The organism is Streptomyces sp. 1331.2 (genome assembly GCF_900199205.1).
GTDB lineage: Bacteria > Actinomycetota > Actinomycetes > Streptomycetales > Streptomycetaceae > Kitasatospora.
In genome coordinates this window covers 6,525,295-6,546,621 of the sequence record NZ_OBMJ01000001.1, presented here as the reverse complement: position 1 = coordinate 6,546,621, position 21,327 = coordinate 6,525,295, and the positions used below count along the sequence as shown (strand labels likewise).

General features: G+C 74.8%; 18 protein-coding genes. 13 read left to right on the top strand and 5 right to left on the bottom strand.

Going from position 1 to position 21,327, the window contains the following annotated elements; translation table 11 throughout:
- Positions 1-2 precede the first annotated feature (2 nt).
- The 5 genes from CRP52_RS28570 (at position 3) to CRP52_RS28550 (ending at position 6,079) form a co-directional block, all read left to right on the top strand.
- Positions 3-851 (top strand): ABC transporter permease, encoded by an 849-nt coding sequence (locus CRP52_RS28570; protein WP_097239020.1) that lies wholly within the window; start codon positions 3-5, stop codon positions 849-851.
- Positions 848-2,503 (top strand): ABC transporter ATP-binding protein, encoded by a 1,656-nt coding sequence (locus CRP52_RS28565; RefSeq protein WP_097239019.1) that lies wholly within the window; start codon positions 848-850, stop codon positions 2,501-2,503. Before CRP52_RS28570 ends, CRP52_RS28565 begins: the two co-directional genes overlap by 4 nt.
- Positions 2,500-4,851 (top strand): arylsulfatase, encoded by a 2,352-nt coding sequence (locus CRP52_RS28560; RefSeq protein WP_097239018.1) that lies wholly within the window; start codon positions 2,500-2,502, stop codon positions 4,849-4,851. The genes CRP52_RS28565 and CRP52_RS28560 overlap by 4 nt, the downstream gene beginning before the upstream one ends.
- A 128-nt stretch (positions 4,852-4,979) precedes the next feature.
- Positions 4,980-5,633, top strand: coding sequence for a 4'-phosphopantetheinyl transferase family protein (locus CRP52_RS28555; protein ID WP_097239017.1), 654 nt, complete (start codon positions 4,980-4,982; stop codon positions 5,631-5,633).
- Between the two features lie 62 nt (positions 5,634-5,695).
- The gene (locus CRP52_RS28550; protein WP_097239016.1) at positions 5,696-6,079 is read left to right on the top strand and encodes a barstar family protein; all 384 of its coding nucleotides are present in this window, start codon (positions 5,696-5,698) and stop codon (positions 6,077-6,079) included.
- Positions 6,080-6,109: 30 nt separating this feature from the next.
- Here the strand turns inward: CRP52_RS28550 and CRP52_RS28545 are convergent, their stop codons facing one another.
- A complete protein-coding gene (locus CRP52_RS28545; protein WP_257032895.1) occupies positions 6,110-7,063 on the bottom strand; it encodes a polysaccharide deacetylase family protein in 954 nt (317 codons plus the stop codon).
- 203 nt (positions 7,064-7,266) lie between these two features.
- Between CRP52_RS28545 and CRP52_RS28540 the strand changes: the two genes are divergently transcribed.
- Both CRP52_RS28540 and CRP52_RS28535 read left to right on the top strand, forming a co-directional pair.
- The gene (locus tag CRP52_RS28540) at positions 7,267-8,871 is read left to right on the top strand and encodes a CehA/McbA family metallohydrolase (protein WP_097239014.1); all 1,605 of its coding nucleotides are present in this window, start codon (positions 7,267-7,269) and stop codon (positions 8,869-8,871) included.
- 241 nt (positions 8,872-9,112) lie between these two features.
- Positions 9,113-9,607, top strand: coding sequence for a hypothetical protein (locus CRP52_RS28535; RefSeq protein WP_097239013.1), 495 nt, complete (start codon positions 9,113-9,115; stop codon positions 9,605-9,607).
- A 36-nt stretch (positions 9,608-9,643) separates the two neighbouring features.
- Here the strand turns inward: CRP52_RS28535 and CRP52_RS28530 are convergent, their stop codons facing one another.
- A complete protein-coding gene (locus CRP52_RS28530) occupies positions 9,644-10,102 on the bottom strand; it encodes a DinB family protein (protein ID WP_097240402.1) in 459 nt (152 codons plus the stop codon).
- A gap of 245 nt (positions 10,103-10,347) precedes the next feature.
- Here CRP52_RS28530 and CRP52_RS28525 point away from each other — a divergent pair, with 245 nt between their 5' ends.
- The 3 genes from CRP52_RS28525 (at position 10,348) to CRP52_RS28515 (ending at position 12,798) form a co-directional block, all read left to right on the top strand.
- A complete protein-coding gene (locus CRP52_RS28525; protein WP_097239012.1) occupies positions 10,348-10,920 on the top strand; it encodes a carboxymuconolactone decarboxylase family protein in 573 nt (190 codons plus the stop codon).
- Positions 10,917-11,795, top strand: a complete 879-nt coding sequence (locus CRP52_RS28520) for an RNA polymerase sigma-70 factor (protein WP_097239011.1) — start codon at positions 10,917-10,919, stop codon at positions 11,793-11,795. Before CRP52_RS28525 ends, CRP52_RS28520 begins: the two co-directional genes overlap by 4 nt.
- 109 nt (positions 11,796-11,904) lie before the next feature.
- On the top strand, positions 11,905-12,798 hold the full coding sequence (locus CRP52_RS28515) for a class I SAM-dependent methyltransferase (protein ID WP_257032894.1): 894 nt from the start codon (positions 11,905-11,907) through the stop codon (positions 12,796-12,798).
- Positions 12,799-12,881: 83 nt separating this feature from the next.
- Here CRP52_RS28515 and CRP52_RS28510 read toward each other — a convergent pair whose 3' ends face one another.
- Positions 12,882-13,514: a response regulator gene (locus tag CRP52_RS28510; RefSeq protein WP_097240401.1), complete on the bottom strand. Its 633-nt coding sequence runs from the start codon at positions 13,512-13,514 to the stop codon at positions 12,882-12,884.
- Positions 13,515-13,543: 29 nt separating this feature from the next.
- Positions 13,544-14,878: a sensor histidine kinase gene (locus tag CRP52_RS28505; protein WP_257032893.1), complete on the bottom strand. Its 1,335-nt coding sequence runs from the start codon at positions 14,876-14,878 to the stop codon at positions 13,544-13,546.
- 276 nt (positions 14,879-15,154) lie between these two features.
- On the opposite strand from CRP52_RS28505, the gene CRP52_RS28500 reads away from it, so the two are divergent.
- Positions 15,155-17,065 carry an FtsX-like permease family protein gene (locus tag CRP52_RS28500; protein ID WP_097239009.1) on the top strand — a complete coding sequence of 637 codons (1,911 nt, stop codon included), beginning with the start codon at positions 15,155-15,157 and terminating at the stop codon, positions 17,063-17,065.
- A 56-nt stretch (positions 17,066-17,121) separates the two neighbouring features.
- Here the strand turns inward: CRP52_RS28500 and CRP52_RS28495 are convergent, their stop codons facing one another.
- Positions 17,122-18,405 (bottom strand): MFS transporter, encoded by a 1,284-nt coding sequence (locus tag CRP52_RS28495; protein WP_257032892.1) that lies wholly within the window; start codon positions 18,403-18,405, stop codon positions 17,122-17,124.
- A gap of 239 nt (positions 18,406-18,644) precedes the next feature.
- Between CRP52_RS28495 and CRP52_RS28490 the strand changes: the two genes are divergently transcribed.
- The gene (locus tag CRP52_RS28490) at positions 18,645-20,021 is read left to right on the top strand and encodes a condensation domain-containing protein (RefSeq protein ID WP_179852949.1); all 1,377 of its coding nucleotides are present in this window, start codon (positions 18,645-18,647) and stop codon (positions 20,019-20,021) included.
- A 41-nt stretch (positions 20,022-20,062) separates the two neighbouring features.
- A complete protein-coding gene (locus tag CRP52_RS28485; RefSeq protein ID WP_097239007.1) occupies positions 20,063-21,169 on the top strand; it encodes an alkene reductase in 1,107 nt (368 codons plus the stop codon).
- Positions 21,170-21,327 lie beyond the last annotated feature (158 nt).

Sequence of the window (21,327 nt, the reverse complement as noted above, 5' to 3'; positions counted from 1 at the left end):
CGATGACCACCGCCACCCTTCCCCTCAAGTCCCCCGCACGGCACAACCGTTACCTCTCCGGGCTGCGCACCTGGCGCGGCCTGACCGGCCTCGCCCTGGTCGGCCTCGTCGCCCTCGCCGGGCTGCTCGCCCCGCTGCTCACCTCCACCGATCCGAACGCCCAGAGCGCCCTCGCCCTGGCCGGTCCCGGCGCCGGACACCCCTTCGGCACCGACGACCTCGGCCGCGACCTCTACAGCCGGGTCCTGCACGGCATCGGCACCGACCTGGCCCTGATCGTCACCGCCGTCCCGATCGGCGCCCTGCTCGGCTGCTCGGCCGCACTGCTCGCGGCCACCTCCCGCTGGGCCGACCTCGCCGTCCAGCGGGCCTTCGACCTGCTGCTCGCCTTCCCCGGGCTGATCCTCGGCCTCGCCGTGACGGCCGTCCTCGGCCCGGGCCGCTGGCCGGTGGTGGTCGTCATCGCGCTGGCCGAAATCCCGGGCTTCGGGCGGCAGTTGCGGGCCGGGATCCTGGTCCAGCGGGAGCGCGAGTACGCCCTGGCGGCCCGCGTCGGCGGCGCCTCCCGGGCCCGGGTGCTGCTGCGGCACGTCGTGCCCAACGCCGTCGACCCGCTGATCGTGCAGACCGCCGTGGCGCTCTCGCTCGGCGTGTTCATCGAGGGCGCGTTGAGCTTCCTGGGCCTCGGGGTCCGCCCGCCGGAGCCCACCCTGGGCAGCATCCTCAGCCAGTCCGTCGCCTACCTCGCCACCGACCCGACCTTCGCGGCCGCCCCGCTGGCCGCCACCACCGCGCTGGTGCTCGGCTTCACGCTGATCGCCGAGGCCCTGAACCGGGGGATCCGCCGATGACCACCGCGCTCGACGTCACGGACCTCACCGTCCGGTTCGGAGATACGACCTCCGACGCCGCCACCGCCGGCACCACCGCCGGCACCACCGCCGTCGACGGCGTCGGATTCGCGCTCGGAGCCGGTGACACCCTGGGCATCGTCGGCGAGTCCGGGTCCGGCAAGTCCACCACCGCGCTCGCCCTGCTGCGGATGCTGCCGCCCGGCGGCCGGATCACCGCCGGCTCAGTCGAACTCGCCGGGCAGGACCTCGCCGCCCTCCCCGAGGAGGCGCTGCGCGCCCTGCGCGGCCGGCGGATCGCGATGGTCTTCCAGGACCCGATGTCCTCGCTCAACCCGGTCCTCACCATCGGCCGACAGCTCGACGAGGCGCTGCGCGCCCACGGAAGCCACCCGAAGAAGGCCGAACGCCTCGCCCGTGCCGCCGAATTGCTCGACCTGGTCGGCATCCCGGACGCTGCCGGCCGGCTGCGCGACCACCCGCACCAGTTCTCCGGCGGCCAGCGCCAACGCATCATGATCGCCCTCGCGCTGGCCCACGACGCCGAGGTGCTGGTCGCCGACGAGCCGACCACCGCCCTCGACCCGACCGTCCAGCAGCAGATCCTGCGGCTGCTCACCCGGATCAACCGGGAACAGGGCACCGCGCTGGTGGTGATCAGCCACGACCTCGGGGTGATCGCCCAGACCTGCCGCCGCCTGCTGGTGATGCGCCACGGCCGGGTGGTCGAGCAGGGCGTCACCGCCGAAGTCCTCGCCGACCCGCAACACCCGTACACCCGCGAGCTGTTGGCCGCCGTTCCCCGGCTGGACGAGCCCTCCCGGGCCGCCGCCAACAGCACCCCGGACCCCCGCCCCCTGCTCACCGTCCGCGGCCTGGCCAAGACCTACGGCTCCCGGCGGCGCTCCGTCACCGCGCTGCAGGGCGTCGACCTCGACCTGCACCCCGGCGAAACCCTCGGCCTGGTCGGTGAGTCCGGCTCCGGCAAGTCCACCCTCGCCCGGGCGCTCGTCCGGGCACACACGCCCTCGGCCGGTTCCATCCGCTTCCGCGGCGAGGAGCTGGGGCCTGCCCGGGGCCGCGGCAGCCGTCGCGGCGGGCCGCACCGCGAGGTCCAACTGGTCTTCCAGGACCCGTACTCCTCGCTCAACCCCCGGATGACCGCCGGGCAGATCATCGCCGAGCCGCTGATCGCCCACGGTCTCGGCGGCCGGGAACAGCGCGCCGCCCGGGTCGCCGAACTGCTGGAGCAGGTCGGCCTGGACCCGGCCACGGCCGACCGCCACCCGCGCGCCTTCTCCGGCGGTCAGCGCCAACGCATCGGCATCGCGCGGGCGTTGGCGCCCGAGCCGAGCGTGCTGATCTGCGACGAGCCGGTCTCCGCCCTGGACGTCTCGGTCCAGGCCCAGGTGATCGACCTGCTCGCCCGGCTGCAGCGCGAGCTCGGCCTGGCGATCCTGTTCATCGCCCACGACCTGGCCGTGGTCCGGCAGGTCAGCCACCGGATCGCGGTGATGCACCAGGGCCGGATCGTCGAGACCGGCCCGGCCGACCGCGTCGTCACCGCGCCCGAACACCCTTACACCGCCGAACTCCTGGCTGCCGTCCCGCGCCTGGAGACCGCACGAGCCACCACCCGGAGCAGCACATGACCACCACCCCCGGAGCGAACCCGCACCGGCGCGACCCGTACGCCGGTTTCCCCGGCACCGTCGGCCGCACCTTCCGCGAGTCCACCCCCGCCTGGCCGCAGCCGGTCCGCCCGCGCGAGGGCGCCCCCAACATCGTGGTCGTCCTGATCGACGACATGGGCTACAGCGACATCGGCCCGTTCGGCGCCGAGATCCCCACCCCGACCCTGGACCGCCTCGCCGCCGGCGGCGTCAAGCTCGCCAACTACCACACCATGCCGCTCTGTTCGCCCGCCCGGGCGGCCCTGCTGACCGGCCTCAACCCGCACCGCGTCGGCTACTCCTTCGTCGCCAACGCCGACCCGGGCTTCCCCGGCTACGGCATGGAGGTCGCCGGGGACATCCCCACCCTCGCCGAGCTGCTGCACGACGCCGGGTACGCCACCTACGCCGTCGGCAAGTGGCACCTCACCCGCGACTCCGCCTCCAACGCCGCCGACGACCGCGCCAACTGGCCGCTGCAGAAGGGCTTCGACCAGTACTACGGCGTCCTGGAGGGCCTGACCAGCCTCTTCCACCCGCACCAACTCGTCCGCGACAACAGCCCCTTGGACATCGACGAGTTCCCCGACGACTACTACTACACGGACGACATCACCGACCAGGCCATCAAGATGGTCAAGTCGCTGCGCGCCCACGACGACGACAAGCCCTTCTTCCTCTACCTCGCCCACAACGCCGTGCACGGCCCGCTGCAGGCCAAGCCCGCCGACCTGGCCCGCCACCGGGGCCGCTACGACGGCGGCTGGGACGAGCTGCGCCGCACCCGCTTCGCCCGCCAGCTCGCCGCCGGCCACTTCCCGCCCGGCACCGAACTGCCCGAGCGCAACTCCGAGGCCGGGTACGAGGTCGGCCCCTGGGACGAACTCACCGACGTCCAGCAGAAGTTGTACGCCCGCTACATGGAGGTGTACGCGGCGATGGTCGACAACGTCGACCAGAACCTCGGCCGGATCACCGACACCCTGGCCGCCCTCGGCGAACTCGACAACACCATCATCGTGTTCACCAGCGACAACGGCGGTACCGGCGAGGGCGGCGCCGAGGGCACCCGCAGCTACTTCAGCCGCTTCGTCCACCACCCCGGCCTCCCGGACGACTGGAACCCGGACGTCCAACGCGAGATCGACCTCATCGGCGGCCCGCAGAGCCTGGTCCACTACCCGCGCGGCTGGGGCATGGCCTCCAACACCCCGTTCCGGCTGTACAAGGGCCAGACCTACGCGGGCGGCGTCCGCGTCCCCTTCGTGCTCTCCTGGCCGGCCGGCCTGCCGCGCGCCGAGGGCGACGACGGCGTCCGCGCCCAGTACCAGTACGTCACCGACGTCCTCCCCACCCTGCTCGAACTCGCGGGTGTGGCACGGCCGTCGGAGCGCCGGGACCGACCCGTCCAGGAACTCGACGGCACCAGCTTCGCCGCCGTCCTGCGCGACGACGCCACCCCGAGCACCCACCACGAGCAGTACTGCGAGATGACGGGCAACCGCAGCTACTACCGCGACGGCTGGAAGCTGGTCACCCTGCACCGCCCCGGCACCCCGTACGACGACGGCGAGTGGGCGCTGTACGACCTGCGCACCGACCCCACCGAGATCCACGACGTCGCCGCCGACCACCCCGCCTTGGTCAAGGAGCTGTCCGCCGCCTGGGAGGCGGCCGCCTGGCGCAACGGCGTCTTCCCGCTGGCCGACGGCAGCGGCGCCCTCGCCCTGCGCGGCCCCGGGACGGACCGGCTGCGCCGCCCGCTCACCCTGCTGCCCGGCACCCCCGAGCTGGAGCGCTACCGCTCCTCCCGGCTGATCTCCTTCCGCTCCTTCACCGTCGAGGTCGCGCTGGACGGCTACCGCGACGGCGACCAGGGCGTCCTCGTCTCACACGGCGACCAGGGCGGCGGCTACAGCCTCTACGTCGAGGACGGCCGGCTGCGTCTCGCCTACAACCAGTACGGCGAGCTGCTGGAGGCCGACGGCGGCCCACTGGCGGCGGGCACCCGACGGGTCACCCTGGAGGCCACCGCCGTAGCCGACCTCAAGTGGGAGTTCCGGCTGCTCGTGGACGGCGCCGAGCCCCGGGGCGGGGTCGGCCGGCTCGGCCCGGTCCACCAGCTGATCGGCATGGCGCCGTTCCAGGGCATCAGCGTCGGCATCGACCGCAAGTCCCCGGTCTCCTGGCCGGTGCACGAGCGCCACCGTGCCTTCCGCTACACCGGCGCGCTGCACTCCGTCACCTACCTGCCCGGCGCACCGGCACCGTACGACCCGGAGACGGTCGCCCGGGCGCTGCGCGAGGCGGCAGCCGCCTTCGAGTAGCACCAGCCCTCGCCTAGGGCCTCACGCAGGCGACGGACCTCCGGGAACGGCCCCCCGGGATCCCCCCGCCCGGGTTACCCTCGTCCCGCGCGGCGACCGTCCCGCGCGGGAGAACGAGGGGGGAACGGGTGATCGGGGACCTGCTGCCGGAGGCCGTGGTGACCGTGGTGGCGTACGACGACCCGCCGGAGGCCCGGCTGGAGCCCGAGGAGGAGGCCGTCCTGGCCCGGGCGGTCGACAAGCGGCGCCGCGAGTTCACCACCGTCCGCCACTGCGCCCGGGCCGCCCTGGCCCGGCTCGGCGTGCCCTACCGCCCGCTCGTCCCGGGTCTGCGCGGCGCGCCGAGCTGGCCGGACACCGTGGTCGGCAGCCTCACCCACTGCGACGGCTTCCGCGCGGCCGCCGTGGCCCGGGCCGGCACCCTGGCCTCCGTCGGCATCGACGCCGAGCCTGCGGCACCGCTGCCGGAGGGCGTGCTGGACGTCGTCGCCCTGCCGGTCGAGCAGAAGCGCCTCGCCGAGCTGGCCGGCGCGCACCCGGGCACCCCGTGGGACCGCATCCTGTTCAGCGCCAAGGAGTCGGTGTACAAGGCGTGGTTCCCACTGACCGAGCTGTTCCTGGAGTTCAGCGAGGCCGAGCTGGACCTCTCCCCCGACGGCACCTTCACCGCCCGCCTGTTGGTCCCCGGCCCGGTGGTCGGCGGGCGCCGCGTCGACGGCTTCGACGGACGCTGGGCCGTCCGGGACGGCCTGCTGGCCACCGCCATCGCCGTCGAGCCGTAGGGCCTGTCCGGCGGAGCCCCGCCGTGAAGCCCCGTTCCCGGCCCGGGCATATCCTCGACCCCGTGACGGTGACCTATGTGATCGACGGCAGGAAGATCGGCACCCTGGAGGACTTCTGGGACGTCGTCGGGCAGGAGATCGGCGACGACGGCTACTTCGGCCGCAACCTCGACGCCTTCGCCGACTGCCTGCGCGGAGGCTACGGCACGCCCGACGACGAGGACTGGGTCATCGAGTGGCGCGACCACGAGGTCTCCCGCCGCAACCTCGGATACCCGGAGACCGCGCGCCAACTGCAGCTGCGGCTGGCCCGCTGCCACCCCGCCAACCGCGAGTACGTCGCCGCCGAGCTGGCCGCCGCCCGGGCGGGGAAGGGGGCGACGGTCTTCGACTGGCTGGTCCGGATCATCGAGGAGGAGCACCCCGGGGGGCTGCGCCTCGCGTAGTCGCTCCCCGAGGACCGCCCCCGCCCGGGCCTACATCACGTCCGAGAGCCGGACGAAGCGCCGCCCGGCCGCGAGCATCCCCGGTACCGCCGCCGCCACCCCGGGGGCGGTGCCGCCGCCCGGGTGGTTCAGGTGGCCGATCACGATCGCGCCCGGCCCGGCCGACGCGACCTCCTGCCGCACCTGGGAGGCGCTGAGTGTCGCCCCGCCGTCCCCGTTCACGGTGAAGCCGGCGACGCGTTCGCCCAGGTCGGCGACGATCCGGGTGGCGACGTCGTCGTAGTGCGCGGTGCCGGAGCGGAAGAAGCGGGGCGGTTGCCCGAGCAGTGCGGCGAGTTTGCGCGCGTTGCCCGCCACCTCGTCGTACACCTCGCCGACGTCGCTGGTCCCGGCGATGCCGTAGGCGGAGCGGCCGGTGACGGAGAGCGGACGGTGGAGGGTGCCGTGGTTGCCGATCTCGAACAGCGGGTCGGCGGCGAGCTGCTCGAACTCGTCCGGGTTGGCGTCGATCCAGCGGGCGTTCAGGAAGAGCGTGGCGGGGACGGCGTGCGCGCGCAGGAAGTCGATCAGGTCGGCGTCGTAGCCGTTGCCGCCGGGGCCGCCGCAGGCGTCGAAGGTGAGCGCCGTCGCGCTCTCGCCGTCGGGCAGCTCGGTGATCACCCCGGGGACGTCCAGTCCCCAGTCGGCCGGGCTCGCCTCGCCGTACCGCTCGACCACCTCGGCCCGGGTCGGCTCCTTCTTGGGGGCGGCGGTGGCCGGGGCCGGGGCGGTCGGGGCCGGGGCGGTCGGGTCCGCGGGCGCCGGGGTGGCCGCAGCCGTCGGCGCAGCAGCGGCCTCCGCAGGTATGCCTGATTCCGTGCCGGACGCCGTCACCGGGGCGGAGACCGACGGTACGGGCGCCCCCGACACCGCCGTCCTGGCTCCGCACCCCGCCAGCGCGCCCCCGGCCACCACCATGAGCAGCGTCCGCCGACTCACCGCCACGTCCGCCTCCCGGCCCATAAATCGTCATATAAACCGCTTACACGACTATGAACCGACCATTCGTCACTCCCCGCAACTCGCCCCCACCCCCGGCCGGCCCCCTCTTCACCGACCCGCCCGGCCCCGTGAGCCCCGACTCACCCCCGGTTCACCCACCGGGGTAAGCCCGCGAGCGACCCGCCCGCCGCGCCCCGGAGACCACGATGCCGACCGACCCCACCGATCCCACCGAGCCCACACAGCCCCCGAACCCCGCCCGCCGCGACCTGCTCCGCACCGGCCTCGCCACCGGCGCCGCCACCGCCCTGGGCCTGGCCGCCACCACCGCCACCCCTGCCGAAGCCGCCGCCGCACCGAGCCAGAACCCGAACCCCGGCGACCGCGTCCTCACCCTCACCGGCCATCTCCCCACCGGCGCACCCGACTTCGTCCACCTCCCGGTCGAAGTCCCGGAGGGTGTCCGCGAGATCGCCGTCTCCTACGGCTACGACAAGCCCCCGGTCCCGGCCGGCACCCCCGGCAACTCCTGCGACATCGGCATCTTCGACGAGCGCGGCACCGACCTCGGCGGCCCCGGCTTCCGCGGCTGGTCGGGCGGCTTCCGCACCGAGTTCAGCCTCGCCCGCGACGCCGCGACCCCCGGCTACCTCCCCGGCCCGATCAACCCCGGCACCTGGCACGTCGTGCTCGGCCCGTACCAGGTCGCCCCGCAGGGCCTGGACTACCGCGTCCAGGTCACCCTCCGGTTCGGCGCGCCCGGGCCGCACTTCACCCCGCACTACCCGGCGGAACGGGCCCGCGGCCGCGGCCGGGCCTGGTACCGGGGCGACTGCCACCTGCACACCGTGCACTCCGACGGACGGCGCCTGCCCGAGGAGGTCGCGGCCGGGGCCCGCGCCGCCGGACTGGACTTCATCGTCTCCACCGACCACAACACCAGCTCCTCGCACGCCGTCTGGGGCCCGCTGGCCGGCCCGGACCTGCTGATCCTCCCGGGCGAGGAGATCACCACCCGCAACGGCCACTGGCTGGCCCTCGGCCTGGAGGCCGGCCGGTTCGTCGACTGGCGCTACCGCTCGCGCGACGAGGAGTTCCCGCGCTTCGCCCGCCAGGTCCACCGCTCCGGCGGCCTGGTGGTGCCCGCGCACCCGTACTGCCCGTACGTCGCCTGCCAGTGGAAGTTCGGCTACGACCAGGCCGACGCGGTCGAGGTGTGGAACGGCCCCTGGACGTACGACGACGAGTCCGCGGTGGACACCTGGGACGGCCGGCTCGCCGTCGCCCTGCGCGAGGGCCGTTCCTGGCTCCCGGCCATGGGCAACAGCGACGCGCACAGCGAGCCGCAGGTCATCGGCTCCCCGCACAACGTGGTGCTGGCCGAGGACCTCACCCGGGACGCGATCCTGGACGGGCTGCGCGACGGGCGCAGCTGGCTCGCCGAATCCTCCGCCGTCCGACTGGAGTTCACCGTCACCGGGCACGGCCGCCAGGCCGGCATCGGCGAGGAGCTGACCGTCCCGGGAGACGCGCCGCTGGACGTCCGGCTCACCGTGGCGGGCGTGCCCGGCGGCACCGTCCGGCTGATCACCGACGAGGGGCAGATGCACCAGGAGCCGCTGCCCGCCGACGGCTCCGGCACGGTGGTGTGGCGCACGACGGCCTCGCTCGCCGCGTACGTCCGGGCCGAGGTGCGCCACCCCAAGGCGGACGGCACGCCGGGCAAGGGCAACGCGATGGGCCCGGACCTCCCCTGGGGCCCGATGGCGGCCCTCACCAACCCGATCGTCCTGCGCACCCAGGACCACTGACCGGCCACCGCCCCGGGCCGATCCCACGCCGAATCCCCCTGCCGCCCCACCCGCCGCCCCGGCCGTTCACCAGGCGGGGGACGACTCCGGCACCCGGTTGGACTAGGTTGATCCCCGAAACGCATCAGTCGTAGGGACGAGGCGGTCGGCTGTCCGGATCCGTGCCGACCAGCTCCTCCGCACTCCGACCGCCTCGCCCCGGCTACCCGCCCGTCCCCGGCCCGCGAAGGGATCAGCAGCTGTGAACCGTACGACCGAAGGTGGGCCGGAGCTCGGGGGCGGCCGGGGCGCCGGTGGCGTCCTCGTCCTTGTCGACCCGTCCGGGGCGGGGGACGGCCCGGTCGCGGCGCAGCTCGCACGGGAGCTGAACCCGGGCGTCCACCTGCGGACGGCCGACTTCCTGCGGGCCATCCGCGGCGACCAGCCGCCGCCCCACCTGCCGGAGGCCGGACGCCGGCACGCCGCCGCCCTGGCCGCCGCCGCCCAGGCCGCCTTCGCGTACGCCACCCGCGGCTACCAGGTCGTGGTCGAGTGCCGGACCGCCCCCGCCGCCCTCGACACCTTCCGCCGCGAGAGCCGCGCCACCGGCACCACCCTCCACTACGTCGTCCTCCACCCCGGCCCGGCCCCCGACGGCACCACCCACACCCTCGACACCACCGACCTCACCACCGAGACCACCACCAAGTCCGTCCTCGCCGCCCTCACCCACCGCACCCACCTCCTCGGCTGGTAGCGCGGGCCGGGCGCCGACGGCGCGCCCTACGCCCCGCTACGCCCCCACGACGCCGTCGATGGCCTCGCGCAGGAAGTCGGCGTGCCCGTTGTGGCGGGCGTACTCGTGGATCAGGTGCAGCATCACCAGGCGCAGCGACACCTCGGCGTCCCATCGGGCCTGGTAGCCGGTGACGTCGAGGGAGTCGGCGGCGCGTTCGATGCGGCGGGCGTGTTCGACCTCGGTCTGCCAGGCGGCGAAGGCCTCGGCCCGGGTGGATCCGGTGGGGTCGTAGGCGGCCTGGTAGTCGCCGTCCGCGGACCAGACCAGCGGGAGGTCCTGGCCGTCGATCACCCGGCGGAACCAGGTGCGTTCCACCTCGGCCATGTGCCGGACCAGGCCGAGCAGGGTCAGTGTGGAGGGCGGGCTGGAGCGCTGCCGCAGCTGTTCGTCGGTCAGGCCCTCGCACTTCATGGCGAGGGTCGCCCGGTGGAAGTCCAGGAAGCCGCGCAGCATCTCGCGCTCACCGCCGGTCAGCGGCGGGGCGGGGCGTTCGTCGGGGACGTTCACGGGGACGTTCTCCTCAGGGTGTGGTCACGATCTCGGGAATCCCGCGGACTGTAGCGAACCGGCCGCCCGCCCGTCGGGGATTTTTCTCCCCCGGTCCGATCCGGCGGCCCCATCCGCCTGTCACATCCGCCCGTCCTCCGGTGTCTTCATGCCCGAACGACCCGAACACACCACCACACGAGGAGGATTCCATGGCACTCCGCCTGCCGAAGGCCCAGCTGCCCACCGAGCTCGGCGAGAAGATGATCGAGGCGTTCGGCGCCGTCTTCGAACCCACCGAGGTGATCTGGCACAACCCCGGGGTCGCCGCCGCGAACACGGAGTTCGCGGGCAGGCTCGCCACCTGGGACGCACTCGACGAAAGCCTCAAGTCCTTCGCCCACATGGCGGTGGCCTCGCTGGTCGGGTGCAGCTGGTGCCTGGACATCAACTACTTCCAGGCGCGGAACCAGGGCCTGGACCTGGCCAAGGCCAGCCAGGTGCCGAACTGGCGGGCCTCGGAGGCGTTCACGCCGCTGGAGCGGGACGTGATGGAGTACGCCGAGGCGATGTCCGTCACGCCCCCGACCGTCACCGACGAGCAGTACGGGGTTCTGCTCGACGCGCTCGGCCCCGCCGCGATGGTCGAACTCACCGCCTACGTCGCCTTCGCCAACATGGCGGCCAGGAACAACATCGCCAACGGGGTCTCCTCGCAGGGCTTCTCCGACTCCTGCGAGGTCCCGCTCGCCGGGCGCCCCGCCGCCGGAGGGCCGTCGGCATGACCGTGACCCCGGCCGCCGACCCCTTCGTCACCCACCGCAGCCTGCTGTTCACCGTCGCCTACGAACTGCTCGGCTCGGCCGCCGACGCGGAGGACGTGCTGCAGGAGTCCTGGCTGCGGTGGGCCGGCGTGGACGAATCGCAGGTACAGGACGCGCGGGCGTACCTCGTCCGGATCGTCACCCGCCAGTCCCTCAACCGGCTGCGGACGCTGTCCCGACGGCGCGAGCAGTACGTCGGCGAGTGGCTGCCGGAGCCGCTGCTCACCAGCCCCGACGTCGCCGAGGACGTCGAACTCGCGGAGAGCGTCTCGTTCGCGATGCTCACCGTGCTGGAGACGCTGGGGCCGACCGAGCGGGCGGTGTTCGTGCTGCGCGAGGTCTTCGAACTGCCGTACGAGGAGATCGCCGAGGCCGTCGGCAAGAGCTCGGCCGCCGTGCGGCAGGTCGCCCGGCGGGCCCGCGGCCACGTGGCGGCCAGGCGGCCGCGGGTGCGGGTGAGCCGCACCGAACAGGAGCGGGTGGTGGAGCGCTTCCTGGAGACGCTGCGCACCGGTCGGCTGCAGGACCTGATGGAGGTCCTGGCGCCGGACGTGGTCCTGATCGCCGACGGCGGCGGGATCGCGCCGGCCCTGCTCGCCCCGCTGCACGGCGCCGAGGCGGTGGCGGCCCTGCTCGCGCGCGCCCACCGGGCGCCGCTCGGGTTCGACACCGAGACGGTGTGGCTCAACGGCGCGCCGGCCGGCCGGATCGACCTCGGCGGCGAGCCCTCGGTGGTCAGCGTCGCCGTGGAGGACGGCCGGGTCACCCGGGTCTACATCGTGCGCAACCCCCGGAAACTGACCAGGATCGACGCCCCGGCCGACCTCTCCCGGTAGCCGCCCCCGGTCGCGTGGTGGTGTTCCGAGCCCCCTCGGAGCACCACCACGCCCCTTTTCCCACCAAGCACATCCGTCCATCACGTACCGTGTTCGGACCACCACCGGTTTGGGTACGTACCTCGGCGCGTCCGGCGCCCGGGCGCCCACCGAGCAGGAGACGCCCAGCGATCAGGAGACCCAGCGGCCCATGGACCACAACCGCATTCCCCCGACCGTACGCCAGACCTACGGCGCCGGTGACCTATCGAAGGCCGCCAGCTTCGCCGGCGGATTCATCAACTTCGGCGACTGGCACGGCATCGACCTCACCGCCCCCACCCCCGACGACCGCGTGCACAGCCAGGAGCAGCTGTACCGCCGCGTGCTGCGCACCTTCCCCGAGCCGCGCGAACAGCTGCGCCTCGCCGAGGTCGGCAGCGGACGCGGGCTCGGCGCCGCCCTCGCCCTGCGCGAGTTCCGCTTCGCCGCCGTCACCGGCGTCGACATCCACCCCGACCAGGTCGAACGCGCCCGCGCCGTCAACGCCAAGGCCCTGGCCACCTACCCCGACCGCCTCGCCTACGCCATCGGCGCCGCCGACGAACTCCCCTTCTCCGACGCCTCCCTGGACGGCGTCTACTCGGTCGAGGCCGCCCAGCACTTCCGCGAACTCACCGGCTTCGCGCACGAGGCCGCCCGCGTCCTGCGCTCCGGCGGCCGGCTCGCCGTCACCACCTTCTTCGCCGCCGGGGGCCCTGAGGTCGCCGAGCGCCTGAGCATCCTGCTCGCCAGCTTCGCGGACGGGCTCGACGTCCCGCACACCCTCGGCGGGTTCACCACCGACCTCGGCAAGGCCGGCTTCACCGACGTCCACACCGAATCGGTCGGCTCCGACGTCTGGCCCGGCCTCGACCGCTACCTCGTCGACGTCGTCCCGCCCGGCCACTGGACCCGCAACTTCCTCCCCGCTTGGCGGGACGGACTCCTCGACTACCACGTCGTCACGGCCGTGCGCTCCTGAGCCGCTGCGTCCCGGGCCCCCGCCCGCCACCGTGAGCAGGGTGAGCGGGCGGGTCCCGGCGGGGGCAGAGCTCGGCACCGGCCTCAGGCCCGGAGGAACTGCAGCACCGCCAGCACCCGGCGGTGCGTCTCCTCGGCCGGCGGCAGGTCGAGCTTCATCAGGATGTTGCCGATGTGCTTGCCCACCGCCGCCTCCGACACCACCAACTCCCGGCAGATCGCCGCGTTCGACCGCCCCGCCGCCATCAGCGCCAGCACCTCACGCTCACGCGGGGTCAGCCGCTCCAGCGGGTCCCGGCGGCGGCGCAGCAGCTGCCGCACCACCTCCGGGTCCACCACCGTTCCCCCGGCGGCCACCGTGTGGACTGCCGCCACGAACTCCTCGATCTGCCCGATCCGGTCCTTCAGCAGGTAGCCGACGCCGCTGCCGTCCCCGGCGTCCAACAGCCGGGCCGCGTACGAGCGTTGCACGTACTGGCTGAGCACCAGGACGGGCAGCCCGGGGGTCCGTTCGCGCAGCAGCAGGGCCGCCCGCAGGCCCTCGTCGGTCTGGCCGGGCGGCATCCGGACATCGGTGACGACGAGGTCCGGCCGGTGCTGCTCGACCGCCACGCACAGCGACCCGGCGTCGCCGACCGCGGCCACCACCCGGTGCCCGAACCGGGCCAGCAGCCCGACCAGTCCCTCGCGCAGCAGGACGCCGTCCTCGGCGACCACCAACCGCAGGCCCTCCGCCGTCGGTTCACTCATCGTCGCCCCGCTCCTCCGTCGATCGGGGTGCAGGGGATCTCCACCCGCACCAGGGTCGGTCCGCCGACCGGACTGCTGACCGTCAGGATGCCGTCCACGACCGCGATCCGGTCGGCCAGCCCGGTCAGTCCGGTGCCGCATTCGGGGTTGGCGCCGCCGCGGCCGTCGTCCGCCACCTCGACCGTCAACCAGCCTTCCAGGTACCGTCCTTCGACGCTCGCGGTGCTCGCCCCGCTGTGCTTGGCGATGTTGGCGAGCGCCTCGGTGACGACGAAGTAGCCGGCCGACTCGACCGGCGCCGGCAGCCGGCCGGGCAGGTCGAAGCGGGTGGTGACGGGGATCGGCGAGCGGTCGGCGGCGTCCCCGCAGGCCTCCGGCAGGCCGTGGTCGGTGAGCACCTGCGGATGGATCCCGTTGATCAACTCCCGTAACTCGGCCAGGACTTCACCCGCCTCCCGCTGGGCGTCGGCGAGCCGGGCGACCAGCGGACCGTCCGCCGGGGCGTCCAGCCGGGCCAGCCCGAGCGCCATCGTCAGGGCCACCAGGCGCTGTTGGGCCCCGTCGTGCAGGTCGCGCTCGATCCGCCGCCGCTCCGCCTCGAAGGCGTCCACCAACCGGGCTCGGGAGCGTACCAGTTCACCGATCCGCTGCTCCCGCCCGCCGGGCGCCGCCAGCACCAGCCGGACCAGCGACGCCCGCGCGGCGGCCACCACCGCCACCGGATAGGCCAGCAGCGGAAGCAGCAGCAGCCCGGCCAGGCCGAGCAGCGCGGCGAGCACCGCCGAGTGCACCTCGACGACCTTGAGCACGTTCACCTGCTCGCCGTCGAGCACGAACAGCGGCAGCGCGGCGACGAGGTAGCCGGGCACGGCGAGCACGCAGCCGACCACTGCCAGGTCGATCGGCCAGAGCACGAACGCGGCGAGCAGCGCGAAGCCCAGCTCCCGCCAGGTCGCCTGTTCCCGGTAGCGCAGCCGTAACCAGGCTGCCAGGCCCGGCCGTTCGGGGACGCGGTGCGGGTCCGCAACGCGGCCGCCGTCCAGGTAGCGGACCAGCCGGCGCTCCCAGGCGGCGACCGGCAGCCCGGCCAGGCCCAGAGCCGCCGCCAGCGGCACCCCGATCAGCACCGCCGCCAGGGCCCCGGCGACCACCGCCGACAACAGCAGCCCGGCGCAGAGCAGCAGCCCGCTCACCCCGGTGACCAGCAGGTATCCGGCCGCCCGCCAGGGCGCCGAGGAGCGCAGGAAGCCCGCCCTGGCCACCGACGCCCAGGCGCTGCCCGTCCCCTGCCCGTCCTCCGCGACCGTCCCGGCCACCGCGCCCCCGCTCACCTTTGATCCCCTTGCCGCAGAAGTCCCGCCCGTACACCAACGCCCACCCTAGGCAGCGCAGCCCCGCCCGGCGGTAGGGTCTGGCCTACTTTCTCCGGCGTTACGACCTCTCGGCAGCCGCACACCGCCGGCACCGCACCCGGGCAGGGCCGGTAGGGCCACCCCTACCGTCCGGAGCGGCCCCTGACCCACTGTCGGACGTAGGCCCTGACGCACCGTCCGAAGTAGACCCTGCCCCGCCGACCGCCCCCGCCCCGGGGCGGTTCGCTGGAGGCCATGAGAATGCTGCGGATCGCCCTCGCCTCCCTGACCACCCGCTGGCCGTCCCTGCTCGGCGCCTTCCTCGCCCTCGTCCTCGGCGTCGCGATGACCGCCGTGATGCTGCTGGGCCTGGCCGCGGCGGTCGAGGCGCCGCCCGGCGGCGAGGAGTCGGTCTCGCTGGTCGCCGCCCTGGGAACGGCCGGCGGGGTGAGCGTGTTCGTCTCGGCGTTCGTGGTCGCCTCCACCTACTCCTACGCGGTCGTGCGGCGCCGCCGCGAGCTGGGTCTGCTGCGACTGGCCGGCGCGACCCGGGCGCAGGTGCGCCGTACGGTGCTCGCCGAGGCGCTGCTGCTGGCCGCGGCGGCGTCCGCCGTCGGCTGCGGGCTGGGCCGGTTCGGCGCGCCCCTGCTGATCCGGTGGCTGGCCGGGGTCGGCATGGCCCCGGCGGGTTTCGCGCCGAGCGGTTCCGTCTGGCCCTTGCACGCCGCGTTCTGGACCGGTCTGCTGGTCGCCCTGGGCGGGGTCGCGGTGGCCGCCCGCCGGGCGGGCCGGGTCGGCCCGCTGGACGCGCTGAGCGCGGCCGACGCCGACACCGGGGTGCTGACTCCCGGCCGGCTCGTGCTCGGTCTCGGCCTGCTCCTGGGCGCCGCCGTGCTCGCCGGTACCGCGCTGGCCACCGACCCGGCGGACCTGCTGCACCGCAAGACGTACACCACCCGGCCGATGTGGCTGATCTGCGCGTGCGGCCTGCTCTCCCCGCTGCTCGCGCCGCCGCTGGTGCGCGGGCTCGGCCGGCTGCTGCCCGCGCGGCTGTTCGGCCACGCGGGCCGGCTGGCGCGCGCGAACGCCGGCTCCGCGCTGCGCCGGACGGGGGCGGTGGCGGCGCCGGTGCTGGTGGCGGTGGCGCTGACCGGTTCGCTGGCGGGCGCGCTGGACACCGTGAGCGCCGCCCGTGGCGCCGAGGCCGCCGCCCGTACCTCCGCCGACCTCGTCGTCGTGCCCGGCTCGGCCCCGACGGCGCCGACGGCACGGCTGGTCGCGGCCCTGGGCACGGTCCCGGGCGTGGATGCCGTCTGCGCGACCGCGCCCACCCGGCTCGCCCTGGTCGAGCCGGACGGCGTCCCGGTGCGCGCCGAGGCCCGCGCCGCCGCCCCGGCCGGACTGACCGCCCTCGCCCGGCTCCCGCTGCTGGCCGGCACCCCCGCCGCCCTGGACGACGACGCCCTGGTGCTGCCCGCCGAATGGGGCCGTACGGTCGGCGAACGGGTGCCGGTGATCCGGGCCGACGGCAGCCGGACGGCCCTGCGGGTCGCCGCCGTGCTGCGCGACGGCCTCGCTGCCGACGGGCTGTACGTCACCCCCGCCAACGCCCCGGGCGCCCGTGTCGACCGGATCGAACTCCGCCTCGCCCCCGGAGCCGACCGTACGGCCGCCCTCGCCGCGGCACGCGCCACCGCCACGCCGTACGGAGCGACGGTGCTGACCCGGGCGGACTGGCTCGCCGTCGCCGCGCCTGCGACCGGCCGGATCGCCCGGCTCCGTACGGCCCTCGTGCTCGGCCTGGCCGTCGTCTACACCGGCATCACGCTCGCCGGCACCCTGCTCACCACCACGGCGGACCGCCGCCGCGAACTCGCCCTGCTCCGGCTGGCCGGCGCCACCCGGGCCCAGGTCGTGCGCCTGGTGACCGCCGAGTCGGTCCTGGTCGCGGCCGTCGGCGCAGCACTCGGCTGCGCCGTCACCGCCGCCCAACTCGCCACCATGCACGCCGCCTTGGCCGCCCTCGGCGTGCCCGCGCCCTGGGCCCTGCCCTGGCGTCCGGTCGGCCTGGTCACCGCGGGGGCAGTCGCCCTGGCAGCCCTGTGCACCGCCCCGGCCACCGTCTGGGTCCTGCGCGCCCGCCCGGTCATCGCCGCCGCCCGCTGACGGATCGCACCGCACCGCGACACACCGCAACGCCCCGCAACGCCCCGCGCCGAGGCTCAGCCGACCGCCACACCCGCCCGCCGCGCCGGCTCGGCCCCGGCGGCGGCCGGCCCGGCCAGAGCCGCCAGGCGGCGCAGGCTGGCCCGGCGCTGGAGCGCACCGAGGCCGACGGTCGCCGCGCCGAGGGCCAGCCAGCCGGCCGGACCGGCCGCCATCACCGCACCGGTGAGCAGCAGCGGGCCCGCCGACTTCTGCACCGACTGGGACATCCCGGCCACCCCCAGGTAGGAGGCCTGGGCGCGCGGCGGCGCCAGGGAGACCGCGAGCTCCCAGGAGCTCACCGAGCGCAGCAGTTCCGCCAGGGTGATCAGCATCGCCGCGGCCAGCAGCGCGATCGAGGCCGTCCACGGCCCGCCGTCGGTGGCGAGCACGATCAGCAGGCAGCTGCCCAGCAGCGTCGCCCCGTACCAGCGCACCGCCGCGGCCGCCCCGCGCGGGCCCTCCGCCCAGGCGGAGATGCGCAGTTGGAGCACGACCACGAGCACGGTGTTGAGGACGAGGAAGACCGGGACGACGGCGTGCGGTGCGCCGGTGTGGTGGACGAGCCAGAGCGGCAGTCCGACGTTGAGGATCGAGTCGTCCAGGTTCAGTGGCATGTCGAGCAGGACGAACAGCAGGTAGCCCCGGTCCCGCCAGGGGCTCGGCACGGGCGTCGGGTCGCCGGCCGGCTGTTCCCCGGCGGCCGCCGCGGCCAGGCCGTGCCCACGGGGCTCCCGGGTGCGCCAGACCAGCACAGCGGCCAGCACGTAGGAGAGCCCGTTGGCGAGGATGAGCGCGCGGTAGGCGGTCGTGGTGCCGACGGCCAGTCCGATCGCCGAGACGCCCGCGCCGAGGGCGTACCCGGCGTTGGCCACGCTGCGGAACAGCGCCTGGTAGGTGCCGCGCCGCTCGCCCGCGACGCGGGTGGCGAACAGCATCTCCAGGGTCTTGGCGGCCCGTTCGGCCAGGCAGGTCAGGGCGACCACGGGCAGCAGCGCGGCGAAGTCGTCGACGACCAGCAGCAGGCCCATCGTGCCGAGCCGCAGCAGGTGGCAGCCGATCAGCAGCCATCGCACCGGCACCCGCTCGGCCGCCCGCCCGGCCAGCGGCGACCCGGCGATCCCGGCCGCCGCGCCGACGCCCAGCAGCAGACCGAGCTGCCGGGCGTCCATCCCGCACACGTAGGTGAAGTACAGGACCGAGGCGGCCGCCCACACGCCGGTCCCGGTCCGGTCCACGCACTGTGCGAGCAGCATGATCCGCGCGTCCCGCCCGCCCGGCGGCTTCCGCAGCTGCGCCATCAGTCCGTTCCCCTGCATGGCAGGCCCCCGTTGCATGATCGACATCAATCTCGACATCAAGATACTTCATATCAAGACACCTGCGGAACCCCCATCTTCCCGAGCCCCCACCACCCGACCCCGAGCGCCCGGTCCCCTCGACGCGCCGCAGCAGGTGCGCCACACTCTCCCCAGCAGCACCCCGCGCTCCCAACGCACCGGCACGACGTCACGCCCACCGCACAACGGAGAGCCTCACCGTGACCACTCGCCACCCGCTGGAGATCGCCTTCTCGTCCGGACGCGCCGGTTCCGGGCCCGCCACCTGGGGCCAGCAGGCCATCTGGGACGCCGTCCGACGGCTGCCCCCGGCCGACGCGCCGCGCTACAACATCACCACCGCGGCGCCGCTGGACCCGGGGCTGCCGCTGCCCGTCCTGCTCGCCGCACTGGAGCGCCTGCTGCACCGGCACGACTCGCTGCACACCCGACTGCTCCCGCCCGACGACGACGGCGGCCCGCTGCGCCAAGTCGTCGACCCGGAAGGCACCTTGGGCATCGACGTCCGGACCGCCGGCGAGCGCGATGCCCCGGCGGAGCTCGGCGCCCGACTGCACGAGGAGCTGGCGGCGCAACCCTTCGACACCGCCGCGCAGTGGCCGATCCGGGTCGGCCTGGTGGTGGCGGACGACCTGGTCCGGCACATCAGCCTGGTGCTCTCCCACACGGCGGTCGACGGCTCCGGGATGAGCCGCCTGGTCGCGGACCTGACCGCGCTCTGCCTCGACAGCTCCCCGCAGGCGTCGGCCGAGCTCCGCAGACCATCCCAACAGCCGCTGGAGGAAGCCGGGTTCCAGACCTCCGAGCGCGGTGCACGCCGCGACGCGGCCGCCCGCCGGCAGGTCCTGCGCAAACTGCGCCAGGGCCCGCCCCGTCTGTTCCCGCCCGCCTCCGACCCATCCGCCCCGTTCCCCAACGCGGTGCTGCGCTCCCCCGCCCTGGCCCGCGCGGTCGAACGGGTGGCGGCCGCCCACCGGGTCAGCACCGGCTCCGTGCTGCTCGCCGCGACGGCCGCGATGACCGCCAGGCTCGCCGGGACGACCGAGGCCGTGCTGAACGTCGTGGTCAACAACCGATTCCTGCCCGAGCTGGCCGACGCGGTGAGCGTGGTCGCCGGCGACGGCCTGTTCCATCTCCCGGACGCCACCGGCGAGTTCGGCGAGGTCGTGCGCCGCACCCACGCCGCCGCGATCGGCACCTACCGGCACGCCTACTTCGACCGGCTCGCCCTGGCCACCGAGATCGAGCGGCTGACCGCCGAGGGCGTCCCGCTCGCCGACCGGTCCTGCGTCTTCAACGACACCCGCGACCTGCTCCCGGCCGCCCCCGACCCGGGCAACGACCGGACGACCCTCAGCTGGCCGGTCGAGTTCGAGCCCCGCCCCGGCCTGACCTACGCCCTGGACGCCCTGCAGTCCCCCGAGGCGATCAGCCTGGCCATGACGGCGAACCCGGCCGTGCTCCCGCGCCCGGCGATGGAGCGTTTCCTGTACGGCATCGAGGAGTTGGTCCTCACCGAGGCCGACACCGGGGCGGGCAAGCCGGGCACCGAGGCGGGCGTCGCCCCACCCCGCTGACGCTTGAACCTGACACCGGTGTCAGGTTCTACCGTACCGGCATGACCACCACCACGGAATCCCTGCTCAGCCCGTACCGCCTCGGCTCGCTCGACCTCCCCAACCGCGTCGTCATGGCCCCGATGACGCGTTACCGGGCCGCCGAGGACGGTACGCCGCTGCCCGTCGTCGCCGAGTACTACGCCCAGCGGGCGAGCGCCGGCCTGATCGTCACCGAGGGCATCTGGCCCAGCAGCCGCGGCCAGTCCGGCTGGTTCCTGCCGGGCCTGGAGACGCCCGCGCACGTGGCCGGCTGGCGTGCGGTCACCGAGGCCGTGCACGCGGCCGGCGGGCGGATCGTCGCCCAGCTGATGCACGGCGGCCGCCAGGGCCACCCGCTCAACCGGCTGCTCGGCGACCTCCCGGCCGGCCCCTCCGCCGTGCCCGCACCCGGCCCGGTGCACGTCAAGGGCGGCGGCAAGGCCGAGGCCGTCACCCCGCGCGCGATGACCCGCGAGGAGATCCGGCAGGCCGTCACCGACCACGTCGACGCCGCCCGCAACGCGCTCGCCGCCGGCTTCGACGCCGTGGAGCTGCACGGCGCCAACTCCTACCTCATCCACCAGTTCCTGGCCGACAACACCAACCTGCGCACCGACGAGTACGGCCCCCGCACCCTCGCCGACCGGCTGCGCTTCCCGATCGAGCTGGTCACCGCCGTCGCCGCCGCGATCGGCCCGGAGCGCCTGGGGCTGCGCCTGTCCCCCGGCAACCCGCAGTTCGGCATGCACGAGGCCGACCCGGCGCCGGTCTACCGGGCCCTGCTCGCCGAACTGGACGGCCTCGGCCTCGCCTACCTCCACCTCACCGACAACGACGACTACCCGGCCCTGGCCGACCTGCGTCCCCGCTGGTCCGGCCCGCTGATCGCCAACGTCGGCGAGAACCGCGCCGCCACCGACCGCGAGCGCGGCGAGGCGGTCCTGGCCTCCGGCGTGGCCGACCTGGTCTCCTACGGCCGCGCCTTCATCGCCAACCCCGACCTGCCGGAACGATTTGCCGCCCACGCCCCGCTCGCCCCCGTCGACCCGACCCACCTCTACGGCCAGGAGGCGACCGGCCTCACCGACTACCCGAGGTTCACCGACGCCGCGAAGTCGATCGACTGACGGCGGGCACCCCCGTCCTGACCGGTCGTCAGTGCCACCCGCCGAGGTCGGCCCCGAACGATGGTCCCGGTCCGCGACCTCATACCTCTCGCCGTCCGCCGCCGAACCGAACTGCTGGCGGCGGACGGCGCGGGCGCGGCCCGGCCGGCCGCTCCCGC